A 24,701-nucleotide genomic window follows, 5' to 3' on the forward strand; every position below is an offset into this window, starting at 1 on the left:
CGATGCATTGCTGTTTGAATATTCGTTGATCGTCGATGGCCGGCACTATGCGCACGTCCGCTTGCAAGTCCCCCGTGGACACCCCGTGTACGGCTTCGCGGCCGCGCTACCGGCAACGCCGCGGCCGCGCGGCTGGCTTCACGCTGCTCGAAATGATGGTCGTGCTCGTGATCGCGGGCCTGCTCGTGTCGCTGACCGCGCTTACGATGACCCGCAATCCGCGCACCGATCTGAACGAAGAAGCGCAGCGTCTCGCGCTGCTGTTCGAATCGGCTGGCGACGAAGCGCAAGTGCGCGCGCGGCCGATCGCGTGGCAGCCGTTCGAGGGCGGCTTCCGTTTCGATCAGCGCACCCAGGACGGCTGGCGTCCGCTGCGTGACGATCTGCTCGGGCCGCGTAAGTGGGAAGGCGGCGTGACCAGTGTCGCGATCAGTTACCCGGGCTCGGATTCACATGCCGATCGCATCGTGTTCGGTACCGAGGCGATCGACGTGCCGGTGCAGGTCACGCTGTTTTCGGCGGCCGGACAGGCGACGATCGTCAGTACCGGCAATGGCCGCTACGAGGTGCGCTGACATGCGGATGCGTCGTTATGGCAGGCCCGCCCATGCCTCTTCTCTCTTCAACATGCGCGCTATCGCGTGCCACAACCAGCGCGGCTTCACGATGATCGAGGTGCTGGTCGCGCTCGCGATCATCGCGGTCGCGCTTGCCGCGTCGCTGCGCGCGGTCGGCAGTCTGGCGAGCGGCGAAGCCGATCTGCATCGGCGTCTGCTCGCCGGCTGGAGCGCGGACAACGCGCTCGCGGACCTGCATCTGAAGCATGCATGGCCGAACATTGGCTCGACGAGCTTCGATTGCTCGCAAGGCAATCTGCAATTGCGCTGTACCGAGCATGTGACGGCGACGCCGAATCCGGTGTTTCGCCGTGTCGAAGTGACGGTGACGATGCCGGGGCAATCCGGCAATCTCGCCCAGATGGTCACGGTGGTCGCGAATGAAGCCAACCGCTCGCTGTGAGCGCCGCCGCCGTTACGGCGCGCGCGGCTTCACGCTGATCGAACTGCTGGTCGCGATCGCGATCCTCGCGGTGATCGCCGTGCTGTCGTGGCGCGGGCTCGATCAGATCATCCGCGCCCGCACGACGATCACGAACGCGATGGAAGACGAGCGGGTGTTCGCGCAGCTGTTCGATCAGATGCGCATCGACGCGCGGCAGGCCGCCAGCGACGACGAAGCCAGCCAGACCGCGGTCTCGGTGTCGGGCAACACGCTGCAGATCGTGCGGCACATGGTGCTGCCGGGCGCCGCGCCGCGTCTGCAGGTGGTGCGCTATCAGATCTCGAACGGCCGCGTGGTGCGCTATGCGTCGCCGCCGATCGGCAACGTCGGCGACTTGCGGCGCGCATTGCACGGCAGCGACGAAGGCTGGAGCGCGGTGCCGCTGATGGGCGGCGTCGGCTCCATCTCGGCGCGCATGTACGTGCCAAAGCTCGGCTGGACCATCCAGATGAACGACGTGCAAACCGCGATGAACCAGGCCGTCAACAATCTGAAGGTGCCGCAGCTCGGCAACGCGCCGATGCCGCGCTCGGTGACAGGGCTCCAGGTCAGCATCGGCGCGACGTCGCTCGCACGGCCGATCACGCGTGTTTTTCTGGTCGGAGAATGACATGACGTTCTCCTCCTCATGGCCGAAGAAGTCCGCATCCGCTTCGCGCGCACGTGCACGCGAGCGGGGCGCGGCCATCATCAGCGCGCTGCTGGTCGTCGCGTTGTCGGCGATCCTCGTGTCCGGCATGTTGTGGCGCCAGCAGGTGCAGATCCGCCGCATCGAGAATCAGCGGCTGCTGTCGCAGGCGCAATGGGTCGCGCGCGGCGCGCTCGACTGGACCCGGCTGATCCTGCGCTCCGAGGGCGATACGTCGGCGGGCATCACGTATCTGGGCGGCTTGTGGGGCGTGCCGATCGCGAAAACGCGGCTGTCGGATTTTCTCGGCCAGATCGGCGAGGTGCGCGCTGAGCAAGGCGCGGCCACGTACCTGTCGGGCTCGATCGAGGACGCCCAGTCGAGATTCAATCTGCGCAATCTGGTCGCGAGTCCGGCGCCCGGCGTGACGCAAATCAGCGCCGAGCAGATGGCCGCGTATCAGCGCCTGCTGGTGTCGCTCGGCCTGAGCGGGCAGCTCGCCAAAGTGACCGCGCTGCATGTGCGCGCGGGACTGTCGCAATCGGCGACGCGCTTTCAGACCGGCACGTCGATCAGCAGCTCGCCGCAGGTCGGCGGCGGCGGTATGACGGGTGGCAACTTCACGAACCAGCCCGGCATCGAGGACGGCGAGGACAACGTGGCGGTCGCGCCGCTGCTAATGACGGGCGTCGATTCGCTGCTCGACATTCCGGGCTACACGCCGGAGATCGTCGCAAAGCTGCGGCCGTTCGTCACCGTGCTGCCGACCGTCACCGCGATCAACATGAACACCGCGTCGGCCGAAGTGATCGCGGCGGTGGTGCCGGGCATGACCGTGTCGCAGGCGCAGGCGTTGGTCGCGCGGCGCCAGACCGTGTTTTTCCGCAACGCCGGCGACGTGCAGCTCGCGCTGACCGCCGCCGGCGTGCAATCGGCGTCGATCGATCCGAATCAGTTCGACGTCAATTCGAGCTACTTTTTAGTCCACGGCAGTGTGCAGCACGAGCGCGCCGAAGTGGATCGCACGACGCTCGTCTATCGCGATCCGCTGACTCACACTACGCGTATCGTGCGGGTACAAGACCAACTATGAATAACGCAATCCACAGAGAGAGTGGCCTTTGAGCACGCTGATCGTCCTATTGCCGCTGCGTGATCCGGCGGTGCCCTCGCAGGAGTGGCAACTGCCCGAGCTACCGTTCGTGCTGCTCGATAAGGCCGGGCGCACGCAGCGCGCCGGCCGCTCGGCGCTCGCGCTGCTGCCGCGCGCGAACACGACGGTGCTGATGGTCGCCGCGCGCGACCTGCTGCTGATGCCCGCGACGCTGCCGCCGCTGCGCGGCCCGAAGCTGCGCCAGGCGCTGCCCAATATCGTCGAGGATCAACTGATCCAGGACCCGCAGACCTGTCATATCGCGGTCGATCCGCAGGGGCTTGGGGAAGGCCGGCACCTGCTCGCGATCATCGATCGCGGCTGGTTCCGTTTCATCTGCGAGGCGTTCACGGCGGCCGGTCATCGCAGCCTGCGCGCGGTGCCGGTCACGCGTTGCCTGCCGCCGGCGCCGGTGACCGAAGCCGCCGCGAACGTCGACGAAACCGCCGAGGCGCGCGAGCCGGTGCTGGCTGGCGCGGCGAGCGTCGCGACGTCGCTGCCGGGCGTCGCGCCGGTGGTCGCGCCCGAAGCGCCGTCCATCGTGCCGATGGTGGCCGCGGTGCTCGGTGCGGTCGTGCAGACCGCGCCCGCGCTGCTGGTTGAAGGCGCGGTCGACAGCGGCGTGCCGCGCGTCGAACTGGCGATTGCGCGCGGCGTGCAGGGCGAGGGTCTCGCGGCCCCGGCCAATGCGGTGAACGCGACGCTCTCCGCGCTGGCAGGGGCGGCGCCGGTGTCGCTGTACATGCTGACCGAAGTGCCGGGTAACGAGCCCAGCCACCCGACGACGAGTCCCGCGCGGCTCGCCTCGCATATCCACGGCGCGAGTCCGCTGCCGTTCGAGCAGCTCGCTCGGCGCGCGCTCGAATGCCGCTTCGACCTGTGCCAGTTCGAATTCGCGTCGCAGCCGTGGCGCCTCGATCGCGCGACGCTGCGGCGTCTACGTCTGCCGATCCTGCTCGCGGTCGCCGCGCTGGTCGTCGCGATCATCGGCGCGAACGTGCAGTGGCTGCTGCTCGCGCGTCAGCGCGACGCGATCAACCAGCAGATGACGGAGCTGCTGCTCAACACATTCCCGAAGACGACCGTCGTGCTCGATGCGCCCGATCAGATGGCGCGTCAGTTGCAACAGCTGCGCGTCGCGGCGGGCGAACTGTCGCCGGAGGATTTCCTGTCGCTTGCCGACGGCCTCGCGCGCTCGTTGGCGCCGCTACCGGTCAACGGCATCGCCGCGCTGGACTACCACGAGCACCGCCTCGACGTGACCTTCAAACCCGCGATCAAGGTCGACCCCGACTTCGCCAAGCGCCTCGCGCGCAACGGCCTGACCGGCGCGATCGACAGCAGCACCGGCAAGTGGACCATCAGGAACGGACAATGAAAGCTGAACTCGCTCAAACATGGGCTGGCTTCTGGGACCAGCGCACCGATCGCGAAAAGGCGCTGCTGACCTGGGGCGGTGCCGCGCTCGCGGTGGCGATCGCGTGGTCGGTGCTGTGGGCGCCCGCGCAGGAAGGCCGCGCGCATCTGCGTCAATCGCTGCCCAGCCTGCAGCGGCAGCTCGCGCAGATGACCGCGCAAGCGAACGAGGCGCGATCGCTGTCGGCGGCCGCGCAAGGTGTCGCACCGACCGGCGCGGCGCTGAAGGACGCGCTCTCCGCGTCGCTCGGCGAACACGGCCTCGCCGCGACGCAGGTGCAGTTCGTCGGCAACGCGGTGCAGGTGCAGATGAAAAACGTCGCGTTCCCGGCCTGGACCGCGTGGGTCGATGACGTTCGCAAGCAGTTCAAGGTGCAGGTCTCCGAGGCGCACATCACCGCGCTGAAAGACGACGGCCAGGTGGATCTGACGGTCGCGCTGCAACCGTCGACCGCGAAATAACGACGCGCCGCTCGGTACAGGATCTCGCATGAATTACTGGATGTGGCGCCTGCGTAGGGCGCTGCCGTGGCTGGTGGTCGCCGTTTTGTCGGCGGCGGCCGTGACGCTCGCGTTGCTGCCGGCCGCCTGGATTACGCCGCAATTCGCGCGGCAAACGCATGGACACGTCAATCTCGTCGACGCCGAGGGCTCGCTGTGGCACGGCTCGGCGACGCTGATGCTGGCCGCCGGCTCCGATTTGAGCGCGGCGACGCTGCTGCCTGGGCGGATCGAGTGGCGCACCGCGTTCTGGCCGCTTTTCACCGGCCGCGTGCGCATGGTCATGCGCCATAGCGACGCAATGCCCGACCCGATCACGGTCGATGTGACGCCGCGCGGCGCAACCGTCACGCCGGGCGTGCTCGCAGTGCCGGCGTCGCTGCTCGCGGGGCTGGGCGCGCCATTCAACACGCTCGATCTGCAGGGCAATGTGCAGCTGTCGTGGACCGACTGGCGCAGCTTCAACGGCGAAGCGTTCGGCCAACTGACGATGACGCTCGCCGACGTCAGCTCGCGTGTGTCGCTCGTGAAGCCGCTCGGGTCGTACCGGGTCAGGTTTCAGGCGCAGGGCAAGTCGTCGGCGCTCGATCTGAGTACGATCAAGGGCCCGTTGACGCTGACCGGCAGCGGCACGGTGTCGGCCGCATCGACGTCGTTTCGTGGCACGGCGAGCGCCGCGCCGGAACAGCATGACAACCTCGCCGGCCTGCTGAACCTGCTTGGCCGGCCGAGCGGGCCGGATACGGTGGCGCTGACCTTCATGCACTGAGGTGCGCTTCGCACGCGTAGCGCGATGAAAAAGAGGCATGGCCGCGAGTCGCGGCCATGCCTCTTCTGTTTCTGTGGTGATGCTGCGCGGCGGGCGCAGCGGACAACTATTTGCTTTGTACCCGCGCTTGCGGCGCGTTGCTCTGTGCGATGGACGCCGCGCCGACTGCCGCAGCCGCAGCCGCCGGAGCCGATGCCGGCAGCGGCGCGGGCGCCGCGACATCGCCGGTCTCGCGATTCATCTGCGACGCGTCCCAGCCGCCGCCGAGCGCCTTCACGAGCCCCACCGACGACACCATCCGCTGCCCGGCGATATTCTCGAGCTTCTGTTCGGCCGTGAACGCGGTGGTCTGCGCGGTCAGCACATTGACGAAGCCGACCGTACCCGCCTTGTACTCGTTCGTCACGATTGCGAGCGCCTGGCGCGCCGAGTCGACCGCCTGCCGCTGGACGACGATTTCCTGCTCGAGGATGCGCAGCGACGCGAGGTTGTCCTCGACGTCCTGGAACGCGGCGAGCACCGTCTGCCGATAGCTTGCGACATCCGCGTCATAGGTGGCGCGCGCGGCCTCGGTTTGCGCCTTGCGCAGGCCGGCGTCGAAGATCGTCCCGGCCAGTTGCGGGCCGAGCGTCCAGAAGCGCGACGGCAACGACAGCAATTGCGAGAACACCGAGTTCTCGAAGCCTCCGGTCGCCGATAGCGTGAGCGACGGGAAGAACGCGGCGATCGCCACGCCGATCTGCTCGTTGGCCGCCGCGGCCTTGCGTTCCGCCGATGCGATATCCGGCCTGCGTTCGAGCAGCGCGGACGGCATCTGCGCGGGCACGGCGGGCGGCGTCGCGGTGAGCGGCATCGGTGGCAGCGAGAACATCGACGCGGGCACGCCGATCAGCACCGCGATCGCGTGCTCGTCCTGCGCGCGCTGGATGCCGTTCTCGATCGCGGCGGCCTGCGCCGATTGCAGCTGCGTTTGCGCCTGGATCACGTCCGAGCGCGCGGCGACGCCGGCCGCGTACTGATTCTGCGTGAGCTGCAGCGAGCGCTGATAGGCGAGAACGGTGTTGTCGAGCAGCTTCTGCGTGGAGTCGAGCGCGCGCAGCAGGAAGTAGGTCTGCGCGAGCGTTGCCTGAGCGGACAGGCGCGCGTTTGCGAGTTCGGCGGCCGCGCCCTGCTGGCCGGCTTTCTGCGCGTTGACCGAGCGCGTGACCGAGCCCCACAGGTCCGGCTCCCAGCTCGCCGTCATCTGGACGTTGAAGCTGTTATTGATGCCTTCGCGACTCGTCGCCGTCGTCGCATTGCCGCCGGTTTGCGAGCCATTGCCCGAGCGGGTCGCGCCCGCCGACGCACCGATGGTCGGGAAGTACGCCGCCCGCGCTTCGCCGACGAGCGCGCGCGCCTGCCGGTAGTTCGCGGCAAATTGCGCGATGGTCTGGTTCGCGGCGTTGAGCTTGTCTTCGAGTTCGTTGAGCTTCGGGTCTTCGTAGATCGCCCACCAGTCGCCGCGGTCGTGCTGATCGGCGGGTTCCGCAACCTTCCAGCCGGGCGCGGCCTCCTTGAACGACGCGGGGATCTCGGTGGCCGGCCGCTGATAGTTCGGGCCGACCGCACAGGCGGTGACGAGTGCCGCGCAGGCCGCGCTGACGGCAAGGGACAGGACGCGCGGCGCAAATGCCCGCGCGGGCGGGATTCGAACAGACTGCATGCAATGAATTCCTTCTGGACGCCGCGGTATGGCCGGGAACGGCGCCACCGGCCGGGCGAGATCGTGGTCTGCCGGAATGTTAGCGTATGGGCCCGCGCGAGCGCGGGAAACTGAAAGCTGGAAGGTTAATGCGAGGCGGTGCGCAGGTGTGTTACTTGCAGCAACGCGATGGTTACGCGTTGTTACTGGCGCAGCGAGGGGCGGCGGGTTTGTGTGTTTGAAATAGCGAGAAAAGCGCGCGGCGAACCGGTGCGCCTTCAGAGCCTCGTTTCCGTGGACTGGGCCTGCTGGCGTTGACGCTGACGTTGACTCGCGAGCTTGCCAGCCGAGGCGCGGCACGACGCACCGCCGGATGCGAGGCAAACGTTGCCGCTGTTGGCCGTCGCGGCGACGACGTCTTCCGTCTCAATCGGCAGGCTTTTCTTCGGCGACACGATTTCGCTGGACTGGCCGAGCGCGGCCTTGCCTTTCTTCGCCCGCTTCGACTCCCGTCGATGCTCGGCCCAGGCGAGCAGCGCGACGCCCGCCGACCCGCCCGGCAGCACGAACAATCCCGCGAACAGCGCGAGCTTCCACCAGCGGTGCCGGCCTTGGAAGCTATGGAGTGCGGAATCGGTCAGTGAGCGGCTGAGGCCGCCAAGCGTGTGTTTGAGGTACTGCATCGGGGGAATCCTTTGGCGCGCGTCGCGAGGCGGGCGGCGTGCGGTCGATCGGTCAGAACATGGTCTCGAATGGCGCAGGACGCGCGAAACTCATTGCTTGTCATAATATTGACTGGGCAATCAAATTTCAAGATACTGTGCGGTGCAAAAGATTCGACTGTTGTTTTTAGGTTGGCCCGGTTGCGCACCGCAAAATGTGATTTGACTTGTCTGCTTAGGCAGCTAAACTTCGTCTTGCGTGGACGTTTCGGATACCCCATGGTTGATGGCCCCTACAAAGCGGATGAAGTCGAGCTCACGAGCAGTCTTGGCTACTACCTGACGAAAGCGCGCAATGTGCTGGTCGAGCGCACGGACCGTGCGGTCAAGCCCCTCGGACTCACCGCGCAGCAGATCGGCGTGATTCTGATGCTGTCGTCGCGACGCGCGAGCACGCCTTTCGAGCTGTCGCGCGCGATGTCGTACGACAGCGGCTCGATGACGCGACTGCTCGATCGTCTGGAAAAGAAAGGCTTCGTCGTGCGCACGCGCAGCAACGACGACCGACGCATGGTGAAACTGGAGCTGACACCGCAGGGCCATGAGGCCGCACGGCAGTTGCCGAACCTGGGCGCGACCGTGCTGAACGACCAGCTGCGCGGCTTTACCGCCGAAGAACACGCGACGCTGATTCACCTGCTCGCCCGTTTCATCGCAAACGGTCCCGAGGGGGAAGCCGACGTGGGTTGCGGTCCGGCCCCACCGTCGGACGAGCCGCGGCGATGAGCCGAAGCATGCGTCGAGGCGCGGTCGTCGTCGGATGGCGGTGGCGCTTCATCACGAAGTACTAGCAAGACAATCACAAGGCACCTTTTCAAGGCGCCATTGTCACCAGATATCTGTCTGGGCAGAGGGTGATGCGGCATGTAAGCATCATGTCCAGGACACCCGATAAAGCTGCCGCGACAAGCATTTGCCGCCTGAGGAGAACCCAACCTATGGATGCCACGGCTTCCAACGCCGCGCTGCCCGCAGCCGAAGCGGCCCCACTCAAAGGCGGCACGCTCGCGCTGCTGACCGTCGGCCTTGCGCTCGGCACCTTCATGGAGGTGCTCGACACGTCGATTGCGAACGTCGCGGTGCCGACCATTTCTGGCAGTCTCGGTGTCGCGGCCAGTCAGGGTACCTGGGTGATCTCGTCGTATTCGGTCGCCTCGGCGATCGCCGTGCCGCTGACCGGCTGGCTCGCGCGACGCGTCGGCGAGGTACGGCTCTTCACGCTGTCGGTGCTGCTGTTCACGATCGCGTCGGCGGCCTGCGGTTTTGCGCATAACTTCGAATCGCTGATAGCCTTCCGGCTCGTGCAAGGGCTCGTGTCCGGGCCGATGGTGCCGCTGTCGCAGACGATCCTGATGCGCTCCTACCCGCCCGCGAAACGCGGCCTCGCGCTCGGCTTATGGGCGATGACCGTGATCTGCGCGCCGATCTTCGGCCCGGTGATGGGCGGCTACATCACCGATAACTTCACGTGGCCGTGGATCTTCTATATCAACGTTCCGATCGGCCTGTTCTCGGCGTTCTGCGCATATCTGCTGCTGCGTGGCCGCGAGACCCAGACGACGCGCCAGCGCATCGACGTGGTGGGCCTCGTGCTGCTCGTGACCGGCGTGTCTTGCCTGCAGATGATGCTCGACCTCGGCAAGGACCGCGACTGGTTCAACTCGACGTTCATCGTCGCGCTCGCCGTGATCGCGCTCGTGTCGATCGCGTTCCTGCTCGTGTGGGAGTTGACCGAGGATGAACCGATCGTCGACCTGTCGCTGTTCAAGGATCGCAATTTCGCGCTTGGCGTCGTGATCATTTCGTTCGGCTTCATGGCGTTTTTCGGCTCGGTGGTGATCTTTCCGCTATGGCTGCAAACGGTGATGGGCTACACGGCGGGCCTCGCGGGTCTCGCCACGGCTCCGGTCGGACTGCTCGCGTTGTTTCTATCGCCGATGATCGGCAAGAACATGCATCGGCTGAATCTGCGCATGGTCGCGAGCTTCGCGTTCATCGTGTTCGCGATCGTGTCGTTCTGGAACTCGACGTTCACACTCGACGTGCCGTTCGGCCACGTGATCCTGCCGCGGCTCGTGCAGGGTATCGGCGTCGCATGCTTCTTCGTGCCGATGACGACGATCACGCTGTCGAGCGTGCCCGACGAGCGCCTGGCGAGCGCGTCGGGTCTGTCGAACTTTTTCCGCACGTTGTCGGGCGCGATCGGCACTGCGATCAGCACGACGTTCTGGGAAAACGACACGATCTATCACCACGCGATGCTCGCCGATACGGTCAACACGTATTCGGCCAACACCAACGCCTATACCAATGCGCTCGCGGGCGCCGGGCTGTCCGGCGACAGTCTCACCGCGCAGTTGAACCAGGTAGTGACGAGCCAGGCGTACATGATGGCCACCAACGACTTTTTCCGCATCTCGTGCGCGGCGTTTATCGTGCTGGCGTTGCTCGTGTGGATCACCAAGCCACGCAAGGGCAGCGGACCCGCGCTAGGACACTGAAGCAAGCGCGCCGCAGCGGCGAATGCATCGCCGCTGCCGCCAGCTTCAGCTATTGCGACATCGCCTCGCCATTCGGCAGCCTGCTGCTCTTTCCGGGAATCGTCTCCGGATGCGTCGTATCGGGCGCGTTCTGCGATGGCGTCGCACTGCCTTGCGGCGCGCTGGCGGCTGTGCCAGTGGTGCCTCTCACATACTGCTTGAAATCCGCACCGGCTTCCCAGGGATTCGGCTTGCAGCCGAGCGAGCTGTCGCAGTGCGCGGAGAAGCCGATCGTAACGGTGCCATCGGGTTCCGAGGCACGCGTGATCTGAAACGCGAGAGCGCGCTTGCCACCGTCGGGACCGGTGGTCTGGATCAGCGAGTCGTTAGCGGTCTCGATCTTGTACTTCGAATGACTCGCGACCCACGATTGCGCCCGTTGCCACCAGAGGTCGCATTCGGCCTTGGTCGAACACGTCAATGGCTTGGTCGCGATCTGCATGACGTCCGGATTGACCTGACCCTGCGTTGAGCATCCCGCAGTCGCTGCGAGACACAGTGCGGCCAACAGAGCTTTGTTCTTCACGTCGATACCTCCCCCCTGTGGAGCCTGTCATATTATTTTGGACCACCCCATCGAAGCGGTGTTTCACCCAGATCAGAGAATCGCGACGACGCGTGGAGAATTTGCCGATTGCGCGCGCTCGAAGAGCGCAATCCGTAGAGCTTACTTGCGGGTTTCGAACGACAAAGAAAAAGCGGCCACGGGGGCCGCTTGATCACATCTCGAGTTGTTGCGGTCCGAGCGCTCAGACACTGAAGCGATTGAGCGTATAGGCACGATACGCAGCGACGAACGCGTCGAACGAACCAACTTCTTCGCGTTCGAGCTTCGCCTGTTCGTCGAGCGATCGCACCGCGAGCTCCGCAAACGCCTTGGACTGCGCGGCATCGAGCGGACGCGCGCGGAAGTACGCGGCGTGCGCTTCGCTTTGCGCGAGTCCGAACGCGAGAAAGCTTTGTTGCTGGTCACGCATCGTTTGCAGCACGCGCGCCGATGGCGTCAGCGATACGTCCGCGAGCTTCGCGCGTTGCGCGGCGACCGCGCGTGCGTGTTCGACGCCGCCCTTCAACCTATCGAGCACGGCCGCCGCCGCGTCGATCTTCGCGAGCAATTCGTCGGCCCAGTCGGTCATCGCGACCGGCTTGCCGTCGCGAACCAGTTCGAGGCCCGGCTTGCGGCCTTCCATCGTCACGCGGCCGAAGTTCTGATTCGCTTCGGTGTACGCGGGCGGAGGCAGCGGCGCGCTGTCGTCGAGCGCGCATACGAGCAGGTAGGCATCGAGAAAGCGCGATGTTTCGAGCGAAATCCCGGTCGGCTCGAACGGATCGATGTCCATGCAACGCACTTCGACGTATTGCACGCCGCGCACGGCGAGCGCATGCAGCGGCCGCTCACCCGGATACGTGACGCGCTTCGGACGGATCGTCGAATAGAACTCGTTTTCGATCTGCAGCACGTTGGTGTTGATCTGCACCCACTCGCCGTCGCGTTGCGTACCGATCTGCTCGTAGGCGGGATATGGCTGGCTCACGGCTTTCGCGAGCGCGTCGAGATAGCCGGGCAGCGTGTCGTAGTCGGCGTGCAGCGCGGCTTGCGCGGTCGTGTTCGAATAGCCGAGATCGCTCATGCGCAGGCTCGTCGCGTACGGGCGATACAGCGTGTCGGCGTCGAACGTGTCGAGCGTGTGTTTGCGATCGCGGAGGAATCGACGATCGAGCGCCGGCGACGCGCCGAACAGATACATCAGCAGCCAGTTCGTGCGGCGGAAATTGCGGATCAGCGCGAGGTAGCGGTCGGACTGAAAGTCGACCGCGTTCGCGGTGGATTGCTGATCGGCGTGCAACAGGCGCCACACTTCTTCGTTCAGCGAATAGTTGTAGTGGATGCCCGCGATGCACTGCATCGTGCGGCCATAGCGCAGCGCGAGGCCGACCCGGTATACGTACTTCAGCTTGCCGATGTTCGACGTGCCGTAGTGCGCGATCGGAATGCCGTCGTCGGTGGCGGGCAACAGCCCCGGCATCGAGTTGTTCCACAGGATCTCGTCGCCGAGCTCCGCATAGACGAAACGATGCAGCACGTCGAGCTGCGCGAGCGTTTCAGCGGCGTCCTGCTCGGCCGGCGTGATCAGCTCGAGCAGCGCCTCGGAGTAGTCGGTCGTCAGCGACGGATGCGTGAGCGCGGAACCGAGCGCGCGCGGGTGCGGCGTCATCGCGAGCTGGCCGTCGCGCGTGACGCGCAGGCTTTCCCTTTCGATGCCGCGCAGGCCGCGTATCAGCACATCGCGCTGCGGGCTCGAGTCGAGCACGGACAGGCGGTGCGAAAGCGCGTCGGTCGTGCCGGATGGTGTGGTGTTTGGCATTGATGCAAATCGGGCGTTGCCGGTCGCCGTGTATCGCCAGACGATTCACAGACGATACAGCGGCTGACAACGTTCGGCGGAATTTTCAGTAGCGGGCACTTTAACATCTCGCCAGAACGGCTGCTTGCGGCCGCTTCGGCGGGGTTTGACCGCGCATGTCGGGGTCATGCTGAACTACGCCGTCGCCATCAGCACGTCGTGACGACGCTCAGCTCAACTCACCCGCCGCGCGCCGCGCCCGCCCGATCCGCTACCTCGTTCCACAGATGCATCGCGGCGTACGCGCGATACGGCCGCCATGCGTCGCTGCGGGTGCGCTGCTGTGCGGGCCGTATCAGCGAAGGATCGCGCGCACAGATCGATTGCATCAGCACGAGATCCGACGCGGGCCATGCATCGGGATCGCGCCATGCGCGCATCGCGACGTATTCGACGGTCCATGGGCCGATGCCCGCGAGCGCGAGCAACGCGGCGCGCAGGCTCGCGGCGTCGACGGTGTCGCTGCTGTCGAGCGGCACGTCGCCGCTCGCGACCGCGCGCGCGAAACCCTGCAACGCGGCGACGCGTTTGCCGGGCATGCCGATTTGCGCGAGATCGACTTCGGCTAGCGCGGCCGGCGTCGGAAAACGCCACGCGGTGTTCTCATGCGGATGGCCGTCGATGCGTTGGCCCGCGCGCTGCACGAGCCGTCCGATGATGGTCGTCGCGGCCTTCACGCTGACCTGCTGACCGACGATCGCACGCACCACCAGTTCGAAGCCGGACCACGCGCCCGGCACCCGCAGGCCAGGCACCGCCGCGACGAGCGGCGCGAGCCACGGGTCCGCGGCGAGTCCGGCGGCGATCTTCTTCGGATCGGCGCGCAGATCGAACATCTTCGCGATCGGCGCGGCGAGTGCGTCGGCATGCCGGCTCGCCGGCCCTTCGATGCTCGCGACGATGCAGCGCTTGCGCGGATGCAAGCGCACGCTGAGTGTGCCGCTGTCGCCGTCCCAGTCGATCGCGCGACGATACGCGCCATCCTCGACGGCTTCTACGCCGGGCGTCGCGCGGCCGCTGAAAAAACGCAGCAGCCGCGGCCAGTCGAACGGTGCGTTGAACGGTAATTCGAGAGTTGCGACGTCGTTAAGCGTGCTCAAGCGGCGTGATCCAGTTTGGAGTGGCGGGAATCGGCATCGGTGCGGCTTGCGTGGCCGCGCGGCGCGTCGTCGGCTGGAGCGCCGCCTGCGTGCTGCGCCTCATTGTCGAGCAACGCGGCCTTGCGCGGCAGCCCCCAGCGATAGCCGGCGAGCGCCCCGCCCTTCTGCACGACGCGATGGCAAGGAATCGCGAGCGCGACCGGATTGGTCGCGCATGCGCTCGCGACGGCGCGCACCGCGCGCGGCGAGCCGACCGCCTCGGCGATCTGCGAGTAGCTGCGCGTTTCGCCGTACGGGATGCGTCGCAAAGCATCCCAGACGCGCTGCTTGAACGCGGTCGACGCGATATCGAGCGGCAAGTCGAAGTCCTGGCGCGTGCCGCGCAGATAAGCATCGATCTGCGCGATGAACGGCGCGAGCCGCCCGGCGTCTTCGCGCAGCTCGGCGTTCGAGAACTCGCCGCGCAATTCGTCGATCAGCAGCGTGGTGTCGTCGCCGAAACCGATCTTGCAGATGCCCTTATCGGTCGCCGCGACGAGCACGAAGCCGAGCGAGGTCGGCGCGCTCGCGTAGCGCACCGTGAGCCCGGCGCCCTTGCGGCGGTAAGCGGACGGCGCCATGCCGAGCTCGGCCGGCGCGCTGTCGTACATGCGCGACGGCGAGCCGAAACCGGCGTCGAGTGTCGCGCGCGTGACATCGGCGCCGCCCTGCAGCGCATCGCGAAGCGCGGCACCGCGCTGCGCCGCCTGGTACTGACGCGGCGACACGCCGACCACGCGCTTGAACAGGCGCTGCAAATGGAACGGGCTCACGTGCACGGCGTCGCTCAGTTGCGAGAGCGTGAGACGCTGCTGCGGATCGGCGTCGAGCGCGGCGCATGCCCTCGCGACGATGTCGAGCTCGCGTGGCAGGCCGCCGGGCTGGCAGCGCTTGCAATCGCGAAAGCCCGCGGCGCGCGCGGCGGCGGCATCGGTGAAGAAGGCGACGTTTTCGCGACGCGGCTGGCGCGATGCGCACGACGGCCGGCAGAACACGCCGGTCGTTCGGACCGCGTAGAAGAACGCGCCGTCGGCATCCTGGTCGCGGTGGGTGACGGCGTCCCAGCGCTCGTCGTCGGTGCGCCACTGGGCCGCGTCGACGTCGGCGGCGGTGCGCATCGGGGTGGAATTGCGAGTGGTGGCGTTCATGATGTCCTGGGGCCCGGATGGGCAGTCAGTGTCGATGCTCATCAATCTAGGCCCGTTCGCTACACAGTACGCGCCGGTTCTTGCTCTGTCATTCGGACGCGCTTGCCCTTAGGGGTAGTGGGGTCAAACCCGGCAAATCGCGGTCCGAAGCACTGTGGAACGCCCCGCGGCCGGGCGTTTTGCCTCAAAGTGCGACAATTTCGCACGATGTCGGGTTTTCCCTTAAAAAGTTATTGCGTCGCACCAAGCCGGTGTGTATATTAGTACCTGTCTCCTCCATGTCTCCTCCTGATATGGATTCAGCCCGCTCCATTTGAGCGGGCTTTTTTTTGCCCGCCGATCCGCCCCCGCCCTTTCTCCTACACTTCCTAATCGGTTCTCCGAACTAGCGAAAGGGCGTTCCACATGAAAATCCACATTCGCGAGATCGACCACGTCGTGATCCGGGCGACGCACGTCGACACCCTCGCGCGCTTTTACTGCGACGTACTCGGTTGCAGCCTTGAAAAGGAGCAGCGCGAACTCGGCCTCACGCAACTGCGCGCGGGCCGATCGCTGATCGATCTGCTGCAGGTCGGCGCGAAGCTAGATCGGGCGGAAAACGGTGAGGCGGGCACCGGGCGCAACATGGATCACCTGTGTCTGCGCGTCGAGTCGTTCGACGCCGACGCGCTGAAGGCGCATCTGAGCGCGCATGGCGCGCGGCTCGGCGAACAAGGGGTGCGTTATGGCGCGGACGGGTTCGGACCGTCGCTGTATCTGTTCGACCCGGAGGGCAACATGGTCGAACTGAAGGGGCCGCCCGAGGCGGCGCGAGTCACGTCGCTCTGAAAGCGAAAACGAAACTGCTCAAAACCGGTTCAGACCGGTTCCATCACGCGTCGGCGGGCGCTTTCAGTACGGTCCAGTCGATCTTCACCGCGTCGGCTTCGGCACTGCCGAGCCAGGCTTCGCCGTCCTGCACCGTGCACTGCAGCCGCATCGTGCGTTCGGCGAGCGAGCCGAGCGATGCCGCGACTTCCTCGCCGAGCGTCCAGACCGTCACGTTGCGGAGCCGTTCGACCTTGTTGCGCACGCCTTGCCACCAGATTTCCGAGGTTCGCCCGCCATACGCGATCACGACCACGCGATTGGCGCGGCCGCTCGCCTTCGCGATGCGGCGCTCATCGGGCTGACCGACCTCGATCCAGGTGTCGATCGCGCCGGTCAGGTCCTTCGCCCACAGATCCGGCTCGTCGACATCCGACAAACCTTTGCAAAACTCCAGCCGCTCCTGCGCGAACAGCGCGAACGCGGCGACGCGGACCATCATCCGTTCGTCGGTTTCCGAGGGGTGACGGGCGATCGTCAGCGAATGGTCGGCGTAATAGTGCCGGTCCATGTCCGCGATCTGCAATTCAGCCTTGTATATCGTCGATTTGAGAGCCATACCGTTGCTAAACCAGGCGCTCGCTCCGCCGGAGCGCAGCGAAAATGAATCGTCGACGGCGCGTTGCCGTTTCTTGTGTTTGCTGTACATCGTCTGTTCCTCCCGCGCCGTCAGCCGGTGCCTATGACACAGAAGGAAGCATTTAGCGGGCCACCACCGTTTCCATGGCGGTGCCGTACACGTCGCGAGCCGCCTCCCGCAGCGCCTCGAGCACGACGGCGGCCGCCGGAGACAACAGATGCGACTGGCGCGTGATGATACCGAATGTGTCCATCCTGCACGGTAAATCGATCGGTACGCGTTTCAACACCCCGTACTGTTGGTACTGACGCGCCACTTCGTCGGGCAATACCGCCAACATGTCGCTTTGCAGCAGCAGGCTAGAAATCGCGAGGAAGTTGTTCGTATTGACGACGTTCTGCGGCGGATTCAGGCCGATCTGCGAAAACATCAGATCGAAGCGGTGGCGCAGCACGCTTCCCGGCGGATGCAGCACCCACGCCGCGTTGACGATACCGCGCAGCGTCAATCCCGTTTCGTTTTCGAGCGGATGGCCGGGACGCGCGACCACGCACAGCGGTTCGTCGGCGAGCGGTTCGTAGCGCACGTCGGTCTTGAACTGGTTATGCCGTTCGAGCACGCGGCCGATCATGATGTCGAGCTCGCCTTCGGCGAGCCGCGGCAGCATCACGTCGGAGGTCTCGACCTCGGTCCAGATCTGCAGCTGCGGATAACGCTCCTTCACGCTCGCGATCGCGCGCGGCACCATCGTCGCGGCGGCCGCCGCGATCACGCCGATGCGCACCTGACCGGCGAGCCCCGAGCGCAGCGCCGAGATTTCGTCGTGCGCCTGGCTCAGGTTCGACAGCACCATGCGCGCGTGGCGGATCATCACCTCGCCATACAGCGTCGCGTGCATACCGTGCGGCGTGCGGTCGAACAGACTCACGCCGAGCATGTCCTCGAGCTCTTTCAACAAGCGCGACGCGGCCGGCTGTGTCATGCCGAGCACGTCGGCCGCGCGGCGCACGTTGCCCTCCTCCTCCATCGCGGCAAGCAGCAGCAACTGGCGCGTCTTCAGCCGCGCACGCACGAACCAGTTCGAATAGCTACGCGTCATCGCAGGGGTCTCCAGGTTTTTATGAGCGATGTTTGTACGTTCTTCGTCCGAAGTTCCCATGATGCCATATCGAAACTGATATCGGAGAGGCCAAAAAAGGGATTGGAAAGTTATTGGGACGGCTCATACCATTCGTGGACTTTTGTGAACTTCCGGTGCGCCTTTTCCGCCGATGAACCGCGATCCGCTCGTCCCGCTCGTTGCCAGCCCGTTTCGCCATTACATCAATGGCGGATGGGAGACGGGTGCGACCGCGGGCGTGTCGCTCAATCCGTCGGATCTGGACGAACCCGTCGGCGAATACGTGCGCGCCGACGTGCGGCAGACCGACAGCGCGATCGAGGCCGCGCACGCGGCGTTTCGCGACTGGTCGCTCGCCTCCGCGCAGCGCCGCGCCGACGCGCTCGACGCGATCGGCAGCGAAATGCTCGCGCGCCGCGACGAACTGGCGCGCCTGCTCGCGCGTGAAGTCGGCAGGGTGCTGCCCGAGGCGCTCGCCGAGGCGACGCGCGCGGGGCAACTGTTCAAGCTGTTCGCGGCCGAAGCGCTGCGCGCGTTCGCCGAACCGCTCGCGTCAGCGCGTGCCGGCGTCGAAATCGACGTGACGCGCGAGCCGCTCGGCGTGGTCGGCGTCATCACGCCGTGGAGCGCGCCGCTCGCGATCGCCGCGGCGAAGATCGGTGCCGCGCTCGCGCACGGCAACTGCGTCGTCTACAAGCCGGCCGAATCGGTGCCGGCCTGTGCGGCGGCGCTTGCGTCGATCATCAGTCGCGCGGGCTTGCCGGCCGGTGTGTTCAACCTCGTGATGGGCAGCGGCCGCAAAGTCGGTGCGCGAATCGTCGCGCATCCGCTCGTCGCCGCGATCAGCTTTACCGGTTCGTCCGATACCGGCACGCGTGTGCTGCAGGCTGCCGCGACGCGCCAGGCGCGGGTGCAACTCGAGATGGGCGGCAAGAATCCGTTCGTCGTGCTGGCCGACGCCAATCTCGACGGCGCGGTCGATGCGGCGCTGACCGGCGCCTTCAGCGCGACGGGCCAGCGCAGCACCGCGGCCGCGCGGCTGATCGTCGAACGCGCGGTGTTCGCGCAATTCGTCGACGCATTGCAGGCAAAGCTCGCGAAACTCAGCGTCGATCACGCGCTGAAGCACGGCACCGACATCGGCCCGGTGGCGAACGCCGCGCAGCTCGAACGCAATCTCGAATACGTGCGCATCGGCGAGCAGGAAGGCGCGCAGTTGCTGCGCGGCGGACGGCAGCTGGAGCGCGCGACGCGCGGCTATTTTTTCGAGCCGGCGCTGTTTATCGGCGAACCCGAGCATCGCATCGCGCGCGAAGAAATTTTCGGGCCGCTCGCGGTCGTGCTGCGCGCGGACGATTATGAACACGCGCTGCATCTCGCGAACGACACCACCTACGGATTGTGCGCAGGCATCTGCACGCGCTCGCTCGAACGCGCGCGGCATTTTCGCCGCCACGTGCAGAGCGGTCTCGTCACGATCAACCTGCCGACCACGGCCGTCGAGCATCACGGACCCGGCGGCGGACGCAAGGCGTCGGCCTATGGCGCGAGCGATGCCGCGTTCTGGACCGCCGTGAAAACGGCTTACGTGGCGGGCTAGCACCGATGAGCCGCACCACGTTTTTCGCCGTGCCCCTGGCCGTGCGCCCCGCTTTACGAATCGCCCGGCCTGCCGAGCCCAGATCCAACCAGATCCGCGCGTCGGCTGACGCCGCCCGCGTTACCCCGCTGCAACTACCACGACATCAATGCAGCTTTTCAACCTCAGGAGACAGTAGATGACCAGCAAGCTTCGCCGTTTGACTCTGACCGCGATGGCCGCCGCCGCCCTCGCCGCCCCGTTTGCCGCGCAACTGTCCGCGCATGCGGATGAGCCGCTCAAAGTCGGCTTCCTCGTGAAGATGCCGGAACAGGCGTGGTTCATCAACGAACAGAAAGCCGCGACCGCTCTCGGCCAGAAGGACGGATTCTCGGTCGTCAACATCGGTACGCCCGACGGCGAAAAAGTGTTGGCCGCGATCGACAACCTCGGCGCGCAAGGCGCGAAGGGCTTCGTGATCTGCGCGCCCGACGTGCGTCTCGGTCCGGCGATTCAGGCACGCGCGAAGCGCTACAACATGAAGTTCGTGACCGTCGACGACCAACTGGTCGATTCGACCGGCAAGCCGCTTGCGAACGTGCCGCACCTCGGCATGTCGGCGTTCAAGATCGGCAATCAGGTCGGCACGGCGATCTCCGAGGAAATGAAGCGCCGCGGCTGGAAGCCAGAGGAAGTCGGCGCGCTGCGCATCACCGACTACGAACTGCCGACCGCGAAGCTGCGCACCGACGGTGCGACCCAGTCGCTGCTCGCCGGCGGCTTCAAGAAGGAAAACATCTTCGACGCGCCGCAGAAAACCACCGACGACGAAGGCGGCTTCAACGCGGTGTCGCCGGTGCTCGCGCAGCATCCGAACATCAAGAAGTGGGTGATCTTCGCGCTCAATGAAGAAAGCGTGCTCGGCGGCGTGCGCGCGACCGAACAGCTGCACATTCCGGGCACGGACGTGATCGGCGTCGGCATCAACGGCGCGGGCGAGGCGTTCGCCGAATTCCAGAAGAAGGAACCGACGGGCTTCTACGGCACGATCGCGGTCAGCTCGACGAACCACGGCAAGGAGAGCACTGAAAACCTCGTCGAATGGATCAAGGACGGCAAGCAGCCGCCCGCCGATACGCAGACTACCGGCAAGCTGATGGTCCGTAGCAACTGGCAGGACGTGCGCAAGGAACTGGGTATTTAAGCGAAGTTCTCGCAGCAGACGGCGGGCCGCATCGCGCGTTGCGTTTAGCGTGAGCGTGGCCCGCTCTGGTTCCATCCGTTCGAGGTTTTTCCGATGACGTCCTTATTCACCGGGTCTCATGCCGGCGACGCGGCGCTTGCGCCCTCGCCTGCAACGACGCCCGCATCCGACGCCCCCTATCTCCAGCTCGACGGCATCACCGTGCGTTTTCCGGGCGTGCTCGCGCTCGACCAGGTGTCGCTCGAAGTGCGCCGCGGCGAGGTGCACGGCCTGATGGGCGAAAACGGCGCCGGCAAGTCGACGCTGCTCAAGGTGCTGTCCGGCGTCAATCATCCTGAGTCGGGCACGCTGTCGCTCGACGGCGTCGAGCAGCAGTTCGCGACGACCAAGGCGGCGATCGCCGCGGGCATCGCGATCATCTACCAGGAATTGCATCTGGTGCCGGAGCTGACCGTCGCCGAGAACCTGATGCTCGGCGCGCTGCCGAATCGCTTCGGGGTTCTGGACGAAAAGGCCCTGGTCGCCCGCGCGATGCGCGAGCTTGAACGGCTCGGCGAAAAGCTCGATCCGTCGCAGCAGGTCAAGCATCTGTCGATCGGTCAGCGGCAGATGATCGAAATCGGCAAGGCGCTGATGCGCGACGCGCGCGTGATCGCGTTCGACGAACCGACCAGCTCGCTGTCGTCGCGCGAAACCACGCAACTGTTCCGCATCATCCGCGCGCTGAAGGCCGAAGGCCGCGCGATCATCTACGTCACGCACCGGATGGAGGAAGTCTACGAGCTGTGCGATCGCGTCACCGTGTTTCGCGACGGCCGCCGCATCGACACCTTCGAGGCCGGCGCGGGACTCGATCGCGATCGGCTGATCAGCTGCATGGTGGGCCGCTCGATCACCGATGTGTACGGCTATCGCGCGCGCGAGCACGGCGACGTGCAGCTTCAGGTCGACGGCCTGATGGGGCCGGGCCTGCGCGAACCGGCGTCGTTTTCGGCACGCAAGGGCGAAATCGTCGGCTTTTTTGGGCTGGTCGGTGCGGGCCGCTCCGAACTGATGAAGCTGATCTACGGCGCGGTCAAGCCCAGCGCCGGCGGGGTCGCGCTGAAGGGCAAGCGCGTGCAGTTCGCCACGCCGCGCGACGCGGTGCGCGCCGGTGTCGCGCTGTGTCCGGAGGATCGCAAGCAGGAAGGCATCGTGTCGATCGCGTCGGTGTCGGACAACCTGAACATCAGCTGCCGCCGCCACTTCAGCCGCTTCAACGTGCTCAACGGCCGCAAGGAAGCGCAGACCACGCGCGACTACATCGGCAAGCTCGCGATCAAGACCCGCAACGGCGACACGCCGATCGGCACGCTGTCCGGCGGCAATCAGCAGAAGGTGATCCTGTCGCGCTGGCTCGCCGAAGAGATCGACGTGTTCCTGATGGACGAGCCGACGCGCGGCATCGACGTCGGGGCGCGCAGCGAGATTTACGGGCTGTTGTATGGACTCGCCGAGGCGGGCCGCACGGTCATCGTCGTGTCGAGCGATCTCGCCGAAGTGATCGGTGTGACCGATCGCGTGATCGTGATGAAGGAAGGCCGCATCGTCGGCGATCTGCCGAAGGCGCAAGCCACGCCGGATGCGCTGATCAAGCTGGCGTTGCCCCGCTGATCCGCCAACGGCTCTCGCCACCAGACCTCTTATCGAATACCGCAACGAAACGGCATTGAATGGAACACACATCATGAGCATACCTTCCACCGATTCCTCGACCCCCGCCGTCGCCTCCGCCGGGTTGACCGCGCAGGCCGCACGCACCTGGGACCTGATCAACAAATCCGGCATCGTGATGGTGTTCATCATCCTGTTCGCGGTGCTGTCGTTCACGGTCCCCGGCTTTCTGAGCTCGCGCAATATCCAGGGCCTGCTGCTGTCGGTCACGCTGATCGGCTCGATCTCCGTCACGATGATGTTCGTGCTCGCGCTCGGCGAGGTGGACTTGTCGGTGGCGTCGATCGTCGCGTTTTCGGGCGTGGTGGCTTCCGTGCTGATCACCGCCACGCATAGCGTGTTCATCGGAGTCGCGGCCGGCGTGCTTGCGGGCGGCGCGGTCGGGCTCGTCAACGGCACGCTGGTCGCGCGCTACAAGATCAACTCGCTGATCGTCACGCTCGCGATGATGGAGGTCGTGCGCGGCCTCGCCTACATCACGTCGAACGGCGACGCGGTGATGATCTCCGAGGAGCGCTTTTTCGATCTCGGCGGCGGTTCGTTCCTCGGCATTTCTTATCCGATCTGGAGCAACATCATCGGCTTCGTGCTGTTCGGCTTCCTGCTGAAAAAGACCGTCTTCGGCAAGAACGTGCTGGCCGTCGGCGGCAATAGCGAAGCGGCCGTGCTCGCGGGGCTGCCCGTCACGCGGATCAAGATCACCGTATTCGTGCTGCAAGGTCTCGTGACCGGCTTCGCGGGCGTGATGCTCGCGTCGCGCATGAGCCTCGGCGATCCGAAGACGTCGGTCGGGCTCGAACTCGGCGTCATTTCGGCTTGCGTGCTCGGCGGCGTGTCGCTGACGGGCGGTGTCGCGACGATCTCCGGCGTGCTGGTCGGCGTGCTGATCATGGGTTCGGTACAGGACGCGATGAGCCTGCTCAACGTGCCGACGTTCTATCAGTACCTGATCCGCGGTGGCATCCTGCTGCTCGCGGTGCTGTTCGACCAGTTCCGCCGCAGCAAGCGCGTGCACTGACGCGCCGCTGCACCAGGCCGGTTTCCTGCGCTTTGCGAGAAGGCGTACTGCCGATGCGGGTCGATAAAACCCGCATCGGCTTTTTTTAATGCACGTGAAGTCCGGCCTGCATGAAAAGCAATAAAAAAAACGGCTTGGCATCTGAATGCCCAAGCCGTCCTTTTTTAGCTCACGCGTTCACGCCTGCGACTTTAAAGCCGCAGTGGAGACGCGTGCGATCGTATTCCGGCTTTTGCCGGAATACCGGTGTTGTACTTATTGCTTGATAAATCGGTCGTTGGCCCAGAGCCCCTCGGTGTCGCTATTGGCCGCATTCACGAACTCGACGTCGTGGCCGACCACGCGCACCACGCGGAAACTCGAGTCCGTCGGTGTTGATACGCATTGATATCCGGAGAAGAATTCCTGCATCTGCTGTTGCTCACCAGCTTGCGCATGGTGATCGACGGCATCGAGCTTGTCCTTCGATACGCAGCCATACGCATTGGCCTTGAACTGGATCGTTTGCTGCGGCTTGATCACGACGTCTTGCGCCTGAACGCTAGCGGCAGCCAAACCCGCGATGGCGAAAACAACGGCAATTCGAGTTTTCATTTATTCCTCCGGGGCGGGTCGAAAAAATACTCGGTTAGCTATGTATTTAACTTTAACGGTGGACCCACAGCTAGCACTCTAGGAGAAGCTATAAGAACGACAAGCACATCTTGTGTGCGGTCGCAACAGTGGCTAATTGTCGCACCCGCTGTCATGGCTGATTAGAGCTTGCGCAGACGCCTGATCAAATGACAATGAAACGAATCACTAAAAATCCAACTCGCTCAGCGCTTTAGCTGGTAAAGCTTTGCGCCCGCATTCGCGTAAACGCGTAGCGCCAATTAAGCGCTCTAATACAATTTAATCAACGAGTTTGTGCGTCGCACACAAAGTCATTCGGCGGGCAAAAGCCGCTAAGTGCAATAACGCGGCAGGTGCAGAAAACAAATGGTGCCAGCCGTCTCTCGCGCGCTTTCGTGAAGGGCCTGCAACGGCTTGCGGGTATAGGCGCTGCTCTACAATTGAAACAAATCTCCCGCACCTGGAGGCTATCGTGAACGAGCACGTAATACTCGGGATTTTTCTGGTCGTTCCGCTGCTGATCGTGATGTTTCTTTTTTCCGACGAACTGTGGCAGGAGCATCGCGACCTGCACGACGGGCGGCCGTTGTCACCGCGTCCCCGGCGTATCGACTGGCGGCATCCGCTGCGCCGTTCTCGCGATCGGCTCTGAGATTGCGAGCGGACCATAAAGAAAAAAGCCTGCCACAAGGGCAGGCTGAAAAAAGAGATCCACACTCAATGTCTTGAACACAAGGCAATAGCAGTCTAGTCGCGACTCATCAGTCGGTGGTTTCGACGGTTTTTACAGTTGTTACCGCACGTGACCGTCACGCCTGGCGCGGCAATGTGTGCGGGC

General features: G+C 65.2%; 24 protein-coding genes. 15 read left to right on the forward strand and 9 right to left on the reverse strand.

Annotated elements, in window-relative coordinates:
* Window positions 1-35: 35 nt before the first annotated feature.
* The 7 genes from VSR82_RS22145 to VSR82_RS22175 are packed head-to-tail and all read left to right on the forward strand — an operon-like array spanning window position 36 to window position 5,529.
* Window positions 36-575, forward strand: coding sequence for a GspH/FimT family pseudopilin (locus VSR82_RS22145; protein WP_368584845.1), 540 nt, complete (start codon window positions 36-38; stop codon window positions 573-575).
* A gap of 52 nt (window positions 576-627) precedes the next feature.
* The gene (gene gspI / locus VSR82_RS22150) at window positions 628-1,020 is read left to right on the forward strand and encodes a type II secretion system minor pseudopilin GspI (protein WP_498858089.1); all 393 of its coding nucleotides are present in this window, start codon (window positions 628-630) and stop codon (window positions 1,018-1,020) included.
* Window positions 998-1,672, forward strand: a complete 675-nt coding sequence (locus VSR82_RS22155) for a PulJ/GspJ family protein (protein WP_429461480.1) — start codon at window positions 998-1,000, stop codon at window positions 1,670-1,672. The genes gspI and VSR82_RS22155 overlap by 23 nt, the downstream gene beginning before the upstream one ends.
* 1 nt (window position 1,673) lies before the next feature.
* Complete coding sequence (gene gspK, locus VSR82_RS22160) at window positions 1,674-2,783, forward strand: type II secretion system minor pseudopilin GspK (protein ID WP_429461482.1); 1,110 nt, start codon at window positions 1,674-1,676, stop codon at window positions 2,781-2,783.
* 28 nt (window positions 2,784-2,811) lie between these two features.
* Complete coding sequence (gene gspL / locus VSR82_RS22165; protein ID WP_498858075.1) at window positions 2,812-4,221, forward strand: type II secretion system protein GspL; 1,410 nt, start codon at window positions 2,812-2,814, stop codon at window positions 4,219-4,221.
* Entirely contained in the window at window positions 4,218-4,721 is a 504-nt protein-coding gene (locus VSR82_RS22170; protein ID WP_368584841.1) for a type II secretion system protein M, read from the forward strand. The genes gspL and VSR82_RS22170 overlap by 4 nt, the downstream gene beginning before the upstream one ends.
* A 28-nt stretch (window positions 4,722-4,749) precedes the next feature.
* Window positions 4,750-5,529, forward strand: a complete 780-nt coding sequence (locus VSR82_RS22175; RefSeq protein ID WP_368584840.1) for a type II secretion system protein N — start codon at window positions 4,750-4,752, stop codon at window positions 5,527-5,529.
* A 106-nt stretch (window positions 5,530-5,635) separates the two neighbouring features.
* Here the strand turns inward: VSR82_RS22175 and VSR82_RS22180 are convergent, their stop codons facing one another.
* Entirely contained in the window at window positions 5,636-7,231 is a 1,596-nt protein-coding gene (locus VSR82_RS22180; RefSeq protein WP_429461486.1) for an efflux transporter outer membrane subunit, read from the reverse strand.
* A gap of 257 nt (window positions 7,232-7,488) precedes the next feature.
* Window positions 7,489-7,893: a hypothetical protein gene (locus VSR82_RS22185; RefSeq protein WP_429461488.1), complete on the reverse strand. Its 405-nt coding sequence runs from the start codon at window positions 7,891-7,893 to the stop codon at window positions 7,489-7,491.
* 258 nt (window positions 7,894-8,151) lie between these two features.
* On the opposite strand from VSR82_RS22185, the gene VSR82_RS22190 reads away from it, so the two are divergent.
* Together VSR82_RS22190 and VSR82_RS22195 are read left to right on the forward strand one after the other, a co-directional pair.
* Window positions 8,152-8,658 carry a MarR family winged helix-turn-helix transcriptional regulator gene (locus tag VSR82_RS22190; RefSeq protein ID WP_429461490.1) on the forward strand — a complete coding sequence of 169 codons (507 nt, stop codon included), beginning with the start codon at window positions 8,152-8,154 and terminating at the stop codon, window positions 8,656-8,658.
* Window positions 8,659-8,870: 212 nt separating this feature from the next.
* A complete protein-coding gene (locus VSR82_RS22195; RefSeq protein WP_429461491.1) occupies window positions 8,871-10,433 on the forward strand; it encodes a DHA2 family efflux MFS transporter permease subunit in 1,563 nt (520 codons plus the stop codon).
* Window positions 10,434-10,482: 49 nt separating this feature from the next.
* Here the strand turns inward: VSR82_RS22195 and VSR82_RS22200 are convergent, their stop codons facing one another.
* The 4 genes from VSR82_RS22200 to ada all read right to left on the reverse strand — a co-directional run bounded on the left by VSR82_RS22200 (window position 10,483) and on the right by ada (window position 15,134).
* Window positions 10,483-10,998 carry a hypothetical protein gene (locus VSR82_RS22200; protein WP_368584835.1) on the reverse strand — a complete coding sequence of 172 codons (516 nt, stop codon included), beginning with the start codon at window positions 10,996-10,998 and terminating at the stop codon, window positions 10,483-10,485.
* Between the two features lie 223 nt (window positions 10,999-11,221).
* A complete protein-coding gene (gshA, locus tag VSR82_RS22205) occupies window positions 11,222-12,838 on the reverse strand; it encodes a glutamate--cysteine ligase (RefSeq protein ID WP_429461494.1) in 1,617 nt (538 codons plus the stop codon).
* A 218-nt stretch (window positions 12,839-13,056) separates the two neighbouring features.
* On the reverse strand, window positions 13,057-13,977 hold the full coding sequence (locus VSR82_RS22210; protein ID WP_410852366.1) for a DNA-3-methyladenine glycosylase family protein: 921 nt from the start codon (window positions 13,975-13,977) through the stop codon (window positions 13,057-13,059).
* Window positions 13,974-15,134: a bifunctional DNA-binding transcriptional regulator/O6-methylguanine-DNA methyltransferase Ada gene (gene ada, locus VSR82_RS22215; RefSeq protein WP_429461959.1), complete on the reverse strand. Its 1,161-nt coding sequence runs from the start codon at window positions 15,132-15,134 to the stop codon at window positions 13,974-13,976. The genes VSR82_RS22210 and ada overlap by 4 nt, the downstream gene beginning before the upstream one ends.
* Before the next feature lie 435 nt (window positions 15,135-15,569).
* Between ada and VSR82_RS22220 the strand changes: the two genes are divergently transcribed.
* On the forward strand, window positions 15,570-15,995 hold the full coding sequence (locus VSR82_RS22220; RefSeq protein WP_368584832.1) for a VOC family protein: 426 nt from the start codon (window positions 15,570-15,572) through the stop codon (window positions 15,993-15,995).
* 43 nt (window positions 15,996-16,038) lie between these two features.
* Here the strand turns inward: VSR82_RS22220 and VSR82_RS22225 are convergent, their stop codons facing one another.
* The gene (locus VSR82_RS22225; RefSeq protein ID WP_429461961.1) at window positions 16,039-16,593 is read right to left on the reverse strand and encodes a YaeQ family protein; all 555 of its coding nucleotides are present in this window, start codon (window positions 16,591-16,593) and stop codon (window positions 16,039-16,041) included.
* A gap of 142 nt (window positions 16,594-16,735) precedes the next feature.
* Window positions 16,736-17,713, reverse strand: a complete 978-nt coding sequence (locus VSR82_RS22230) for a LysR family transcriptional regulator (RefSeq protein ID WP_429461498.1) — start codon at window positions 17,711-17,713, stop codon at window positions 16,736-16,738.
* A 172-nt stretch (window positions 17,714-17,885) separates the two neighbouring features.
* On the opposite strand from VSR82_RS22230, the gene VSR82_RS22235 reads away from it, so the two are divergent.
* The 4 genes from VSR82_RS22235 (at window position 17,886) to araH (ending at window position 23,248) form a co-directional block, all read left to right on the forward strand.
* Window positions 17,886-19,334, forward strand: coding sequence for an aldehyde dehydrogenase family protein (locus VSR82_RS22235; protein ID WP_429461500.1), 1,449 nt, complete (start codon window positions 17,886-17,888; stop codon window positions 19,332-19,334).
* Between the two features lie 178 nt (window positions 19,335-19,512).
* On the forward strand, window positions 19,513-20,517 hold the full coding sequence (locus tag VSR82_RS22240) for an arabinose ABC transporter substrate-binding protein (RefSeq protein ID WP_368584828.1): 1,005 nt from the start codon (window positions 19,513-19,515) through the stop codon (window positions 20,515-20,517).
* A 93-nt stretch (window positions 20,518-20,610) separates the two neighbouring features.
* The gene (gene araG, locus VSR82_RS22245) at window positions 20,611-22,170 is read left to right on the forward strand and encodes an L-arabinose ABC transporter ATP-binding protein AraG (protein ID WP_368584827.1); all 1,560 of its coding nucleotides are present in this window, start codon (window positions 20,611-20,613) and stop codon (window positions 22,168-22,170) included.
* Window positions 22,171-22,243: 73 nt separating this feature from the next.
* On the forward strand, window positions 22,244-23,248 hold the full coding sequence (gene araH / locus VSR82_RS22250) for an L-arabinose ABC transporter permease AraH (RefSeq protein WP_498858076.1): 1,005 nt from the start codon (window positions 22,244-22,246) through the stop codon (window positions 23,246-23,248).
* Window positions 23,249-23,503: 255 nt separating this feature from the next.
* Here the strand turns inward: araH and sap1 are convergent, their stop codons facing one another.
* Window positions 23,504-23,842: a surface attachment protein Sap1 gene (sap1, locus tag VSR82_RS22255; RefSeq protein ID WP_013091020.1), complete on the reverse strand. Its 339-nt coding sequence runs from the start codon at window positions 23,840-23,842 to the stop codon at window positions 23,504-23,506.
* Between the two features lie 493 nt (window positions 23,843-24,335).
* Between sap1 and VSR82_RS22260 the strand changes: the two genes are divergently transcribed.
* Window positions 24,336-24,515: a hypothetical protein gene (locus VSR82_RS22260; RefSeq protein ID WP_176109876.1), complete on the forward strand. Its 180-nt coding sequence runs from the start codon at window positions 24,336-24,338 to the stop codon at window positions 24,513-24,515.
* The last annotated feature ends 186 nt before the right edge of the window (window positions 24,516-24,701 follow it).

Origin of the sequence: Burkholderia sp. JPY481 (genome assembly GCF_038900515.1) — a bacterium.
Taxonomy (GTDB): domain Bacteria; phylum Pseudomonadota; class Gammaproteobacteria; order Burkholderiales; family Burkholderiaceae; genus Paraburkholderia; species Paraburkholderia youngii.

What these genes read in the sequence shown, in the direction of transcription:
- VSR82_RS22145 (WP_368584845.1), top strand. Translation starts at nt 36, where the DNA reads ATGGCCGGCACTATGCGCACGTCCGCTTGCAAGTCCCCCGTGGACACC.
- gspI (WP_498858089.1), top strand. Translation starts at nt 628, where the DNA reads ATGCGCGCTATCGCGTGCCACAACCAGCGCGGCTTCACGATGATCGAG.
- VSR82_RS22155 (WP_429461480.1), top strand. Translation starts at nt 998, where the DNA reads ATGAAGCCAACCGCTCGCTGTGAGCGCCGCCGCCGTTACGGCGCGCGC.
- gspK (WP_429461482.1), top strand. Translation starts at nt 1,674, where the DNA reads ATGACGTTCTCCTCCTCATGGCCGAAGAAGTCCGCATCCGCTTCGCGC.
- VSR82_RS22170 (WP_368584841.1), top strand. Translation starts at nt 4,218, where the DNA reads ATGAAAGCTGAACTCGCTCAAACATGGGCTGGCTTCTGGGACCAGCGC.
- VSR82_RS22175 (WP_368584840.1), top strand. Translation starts at nt 4,750, where the DNA reads ATGAATTACTGGATGTGGCGCCTGCGTAGGGCGCTGCCGTGGCTGGTG.
- VSR82_RS22180 (WP_429461486.1), bottom strand. Translation starts at nt 7,231, where the DNA reads ATGCAGTCTGTTCGAATCCCGCCCGCGCGGGCATTTGCGCCGCGCGTC.
- VSR82_RS22185 (WP_429461488.1), bottom strand. Translation starts at nt 7,893, where the DNA reads ATGCAGTACCTCAAACACACGCTTGGCGGCCTCAGCCGCTCACTGACC.
- VSR82_RS22190 (WP_429461490.1), top strand. Translation starts at nt 8,152, where the DNA reads ATGGTTGATGGCCCCTACAAAGCGGATGAAGTCGAGCTCACGAGCAGT.
- VSR82_RS22195 (WP_429461491.1), top strand. Translation starts at nt 8,871, where the DNA reads ATGGATGCCACGGCTTCCAACGCCGCGCTGCCCGCAGCCGAAGCGGCC.
- gshA (WP_429461494.1), bottom strand. Translation starts at nt 12,838, where the DNA reads ATGCCAAACACCACACCATCCGGCACGACCGACGCGCTTTCGCACCGC.
- ada (WP_429461959.1), bottom strand. Translation starts at nt 15,134, where the DNA reads ATGCGCACCGCCGCCGACGTCGACGCGGCCCAGTGGCGCACCGACGAC.
- VSR82_RS22220 (WP_368584832.1), top strand. Translation starts at nt 15,570, where the DNA reads ATGAAAATCCACATTCGCGAGATCGACCACGTCGTGATCCGGGCGACG.
- VSR82_RS22225 (WP_429461961.1), bottom strand. Translation starts at nt 16,593, where the DNA reads ATGGCTCTCAAATCGACGATATACAAGGCTGAATTGCAGATCGCGGAC.
- VSR82_RS22230 (WP_429461498.1), bottom strand. Translation starts at nt 17,713, where the DNA reads ATGACGCGTAGCTATTCGAACTGGTTCGTGCGTGCGCGGCTGAAGACG.
- VSR82_RS22235 (WP_429461500.1), top strand. Translation starts at nt 17,886, where the DNA reads ATGAACCGCGATCCGCTCGTCCCGCTCGTTGCCAGCCCGTTTCGCCAT.
- VSR82_RS22240 (WP_368584828.1), top strand. Translation starts at nt 19,513, where the DNA reads ATGACCAGCAAGCTTCGCCGTTTGACTCTGACCGCGATGGCCGCCGCC.
- araG (WP_368584827.1), top strand. Translation starts at nt 20,611, where the DNA reads ATGACGTCCTTATTCACCGGGTCTCATGCCGGCGACGCGGCGCTTGCG.
- araH (WP_498858076.1), top strand. Translation starts at nt 22,244, where the DNA reads ATGAGCATACCTTCCACCGATTCCTCGACCCCCGCCGTCGCCTCCGCC.
- sap1 (WP_013091020.1), bottom strand. Translation starts at nt 23,842, where the DNA reads ATGAAAACTCGAATTGCCGTTGTTTTCGCCATCGCGGGTTTGGCTGCC.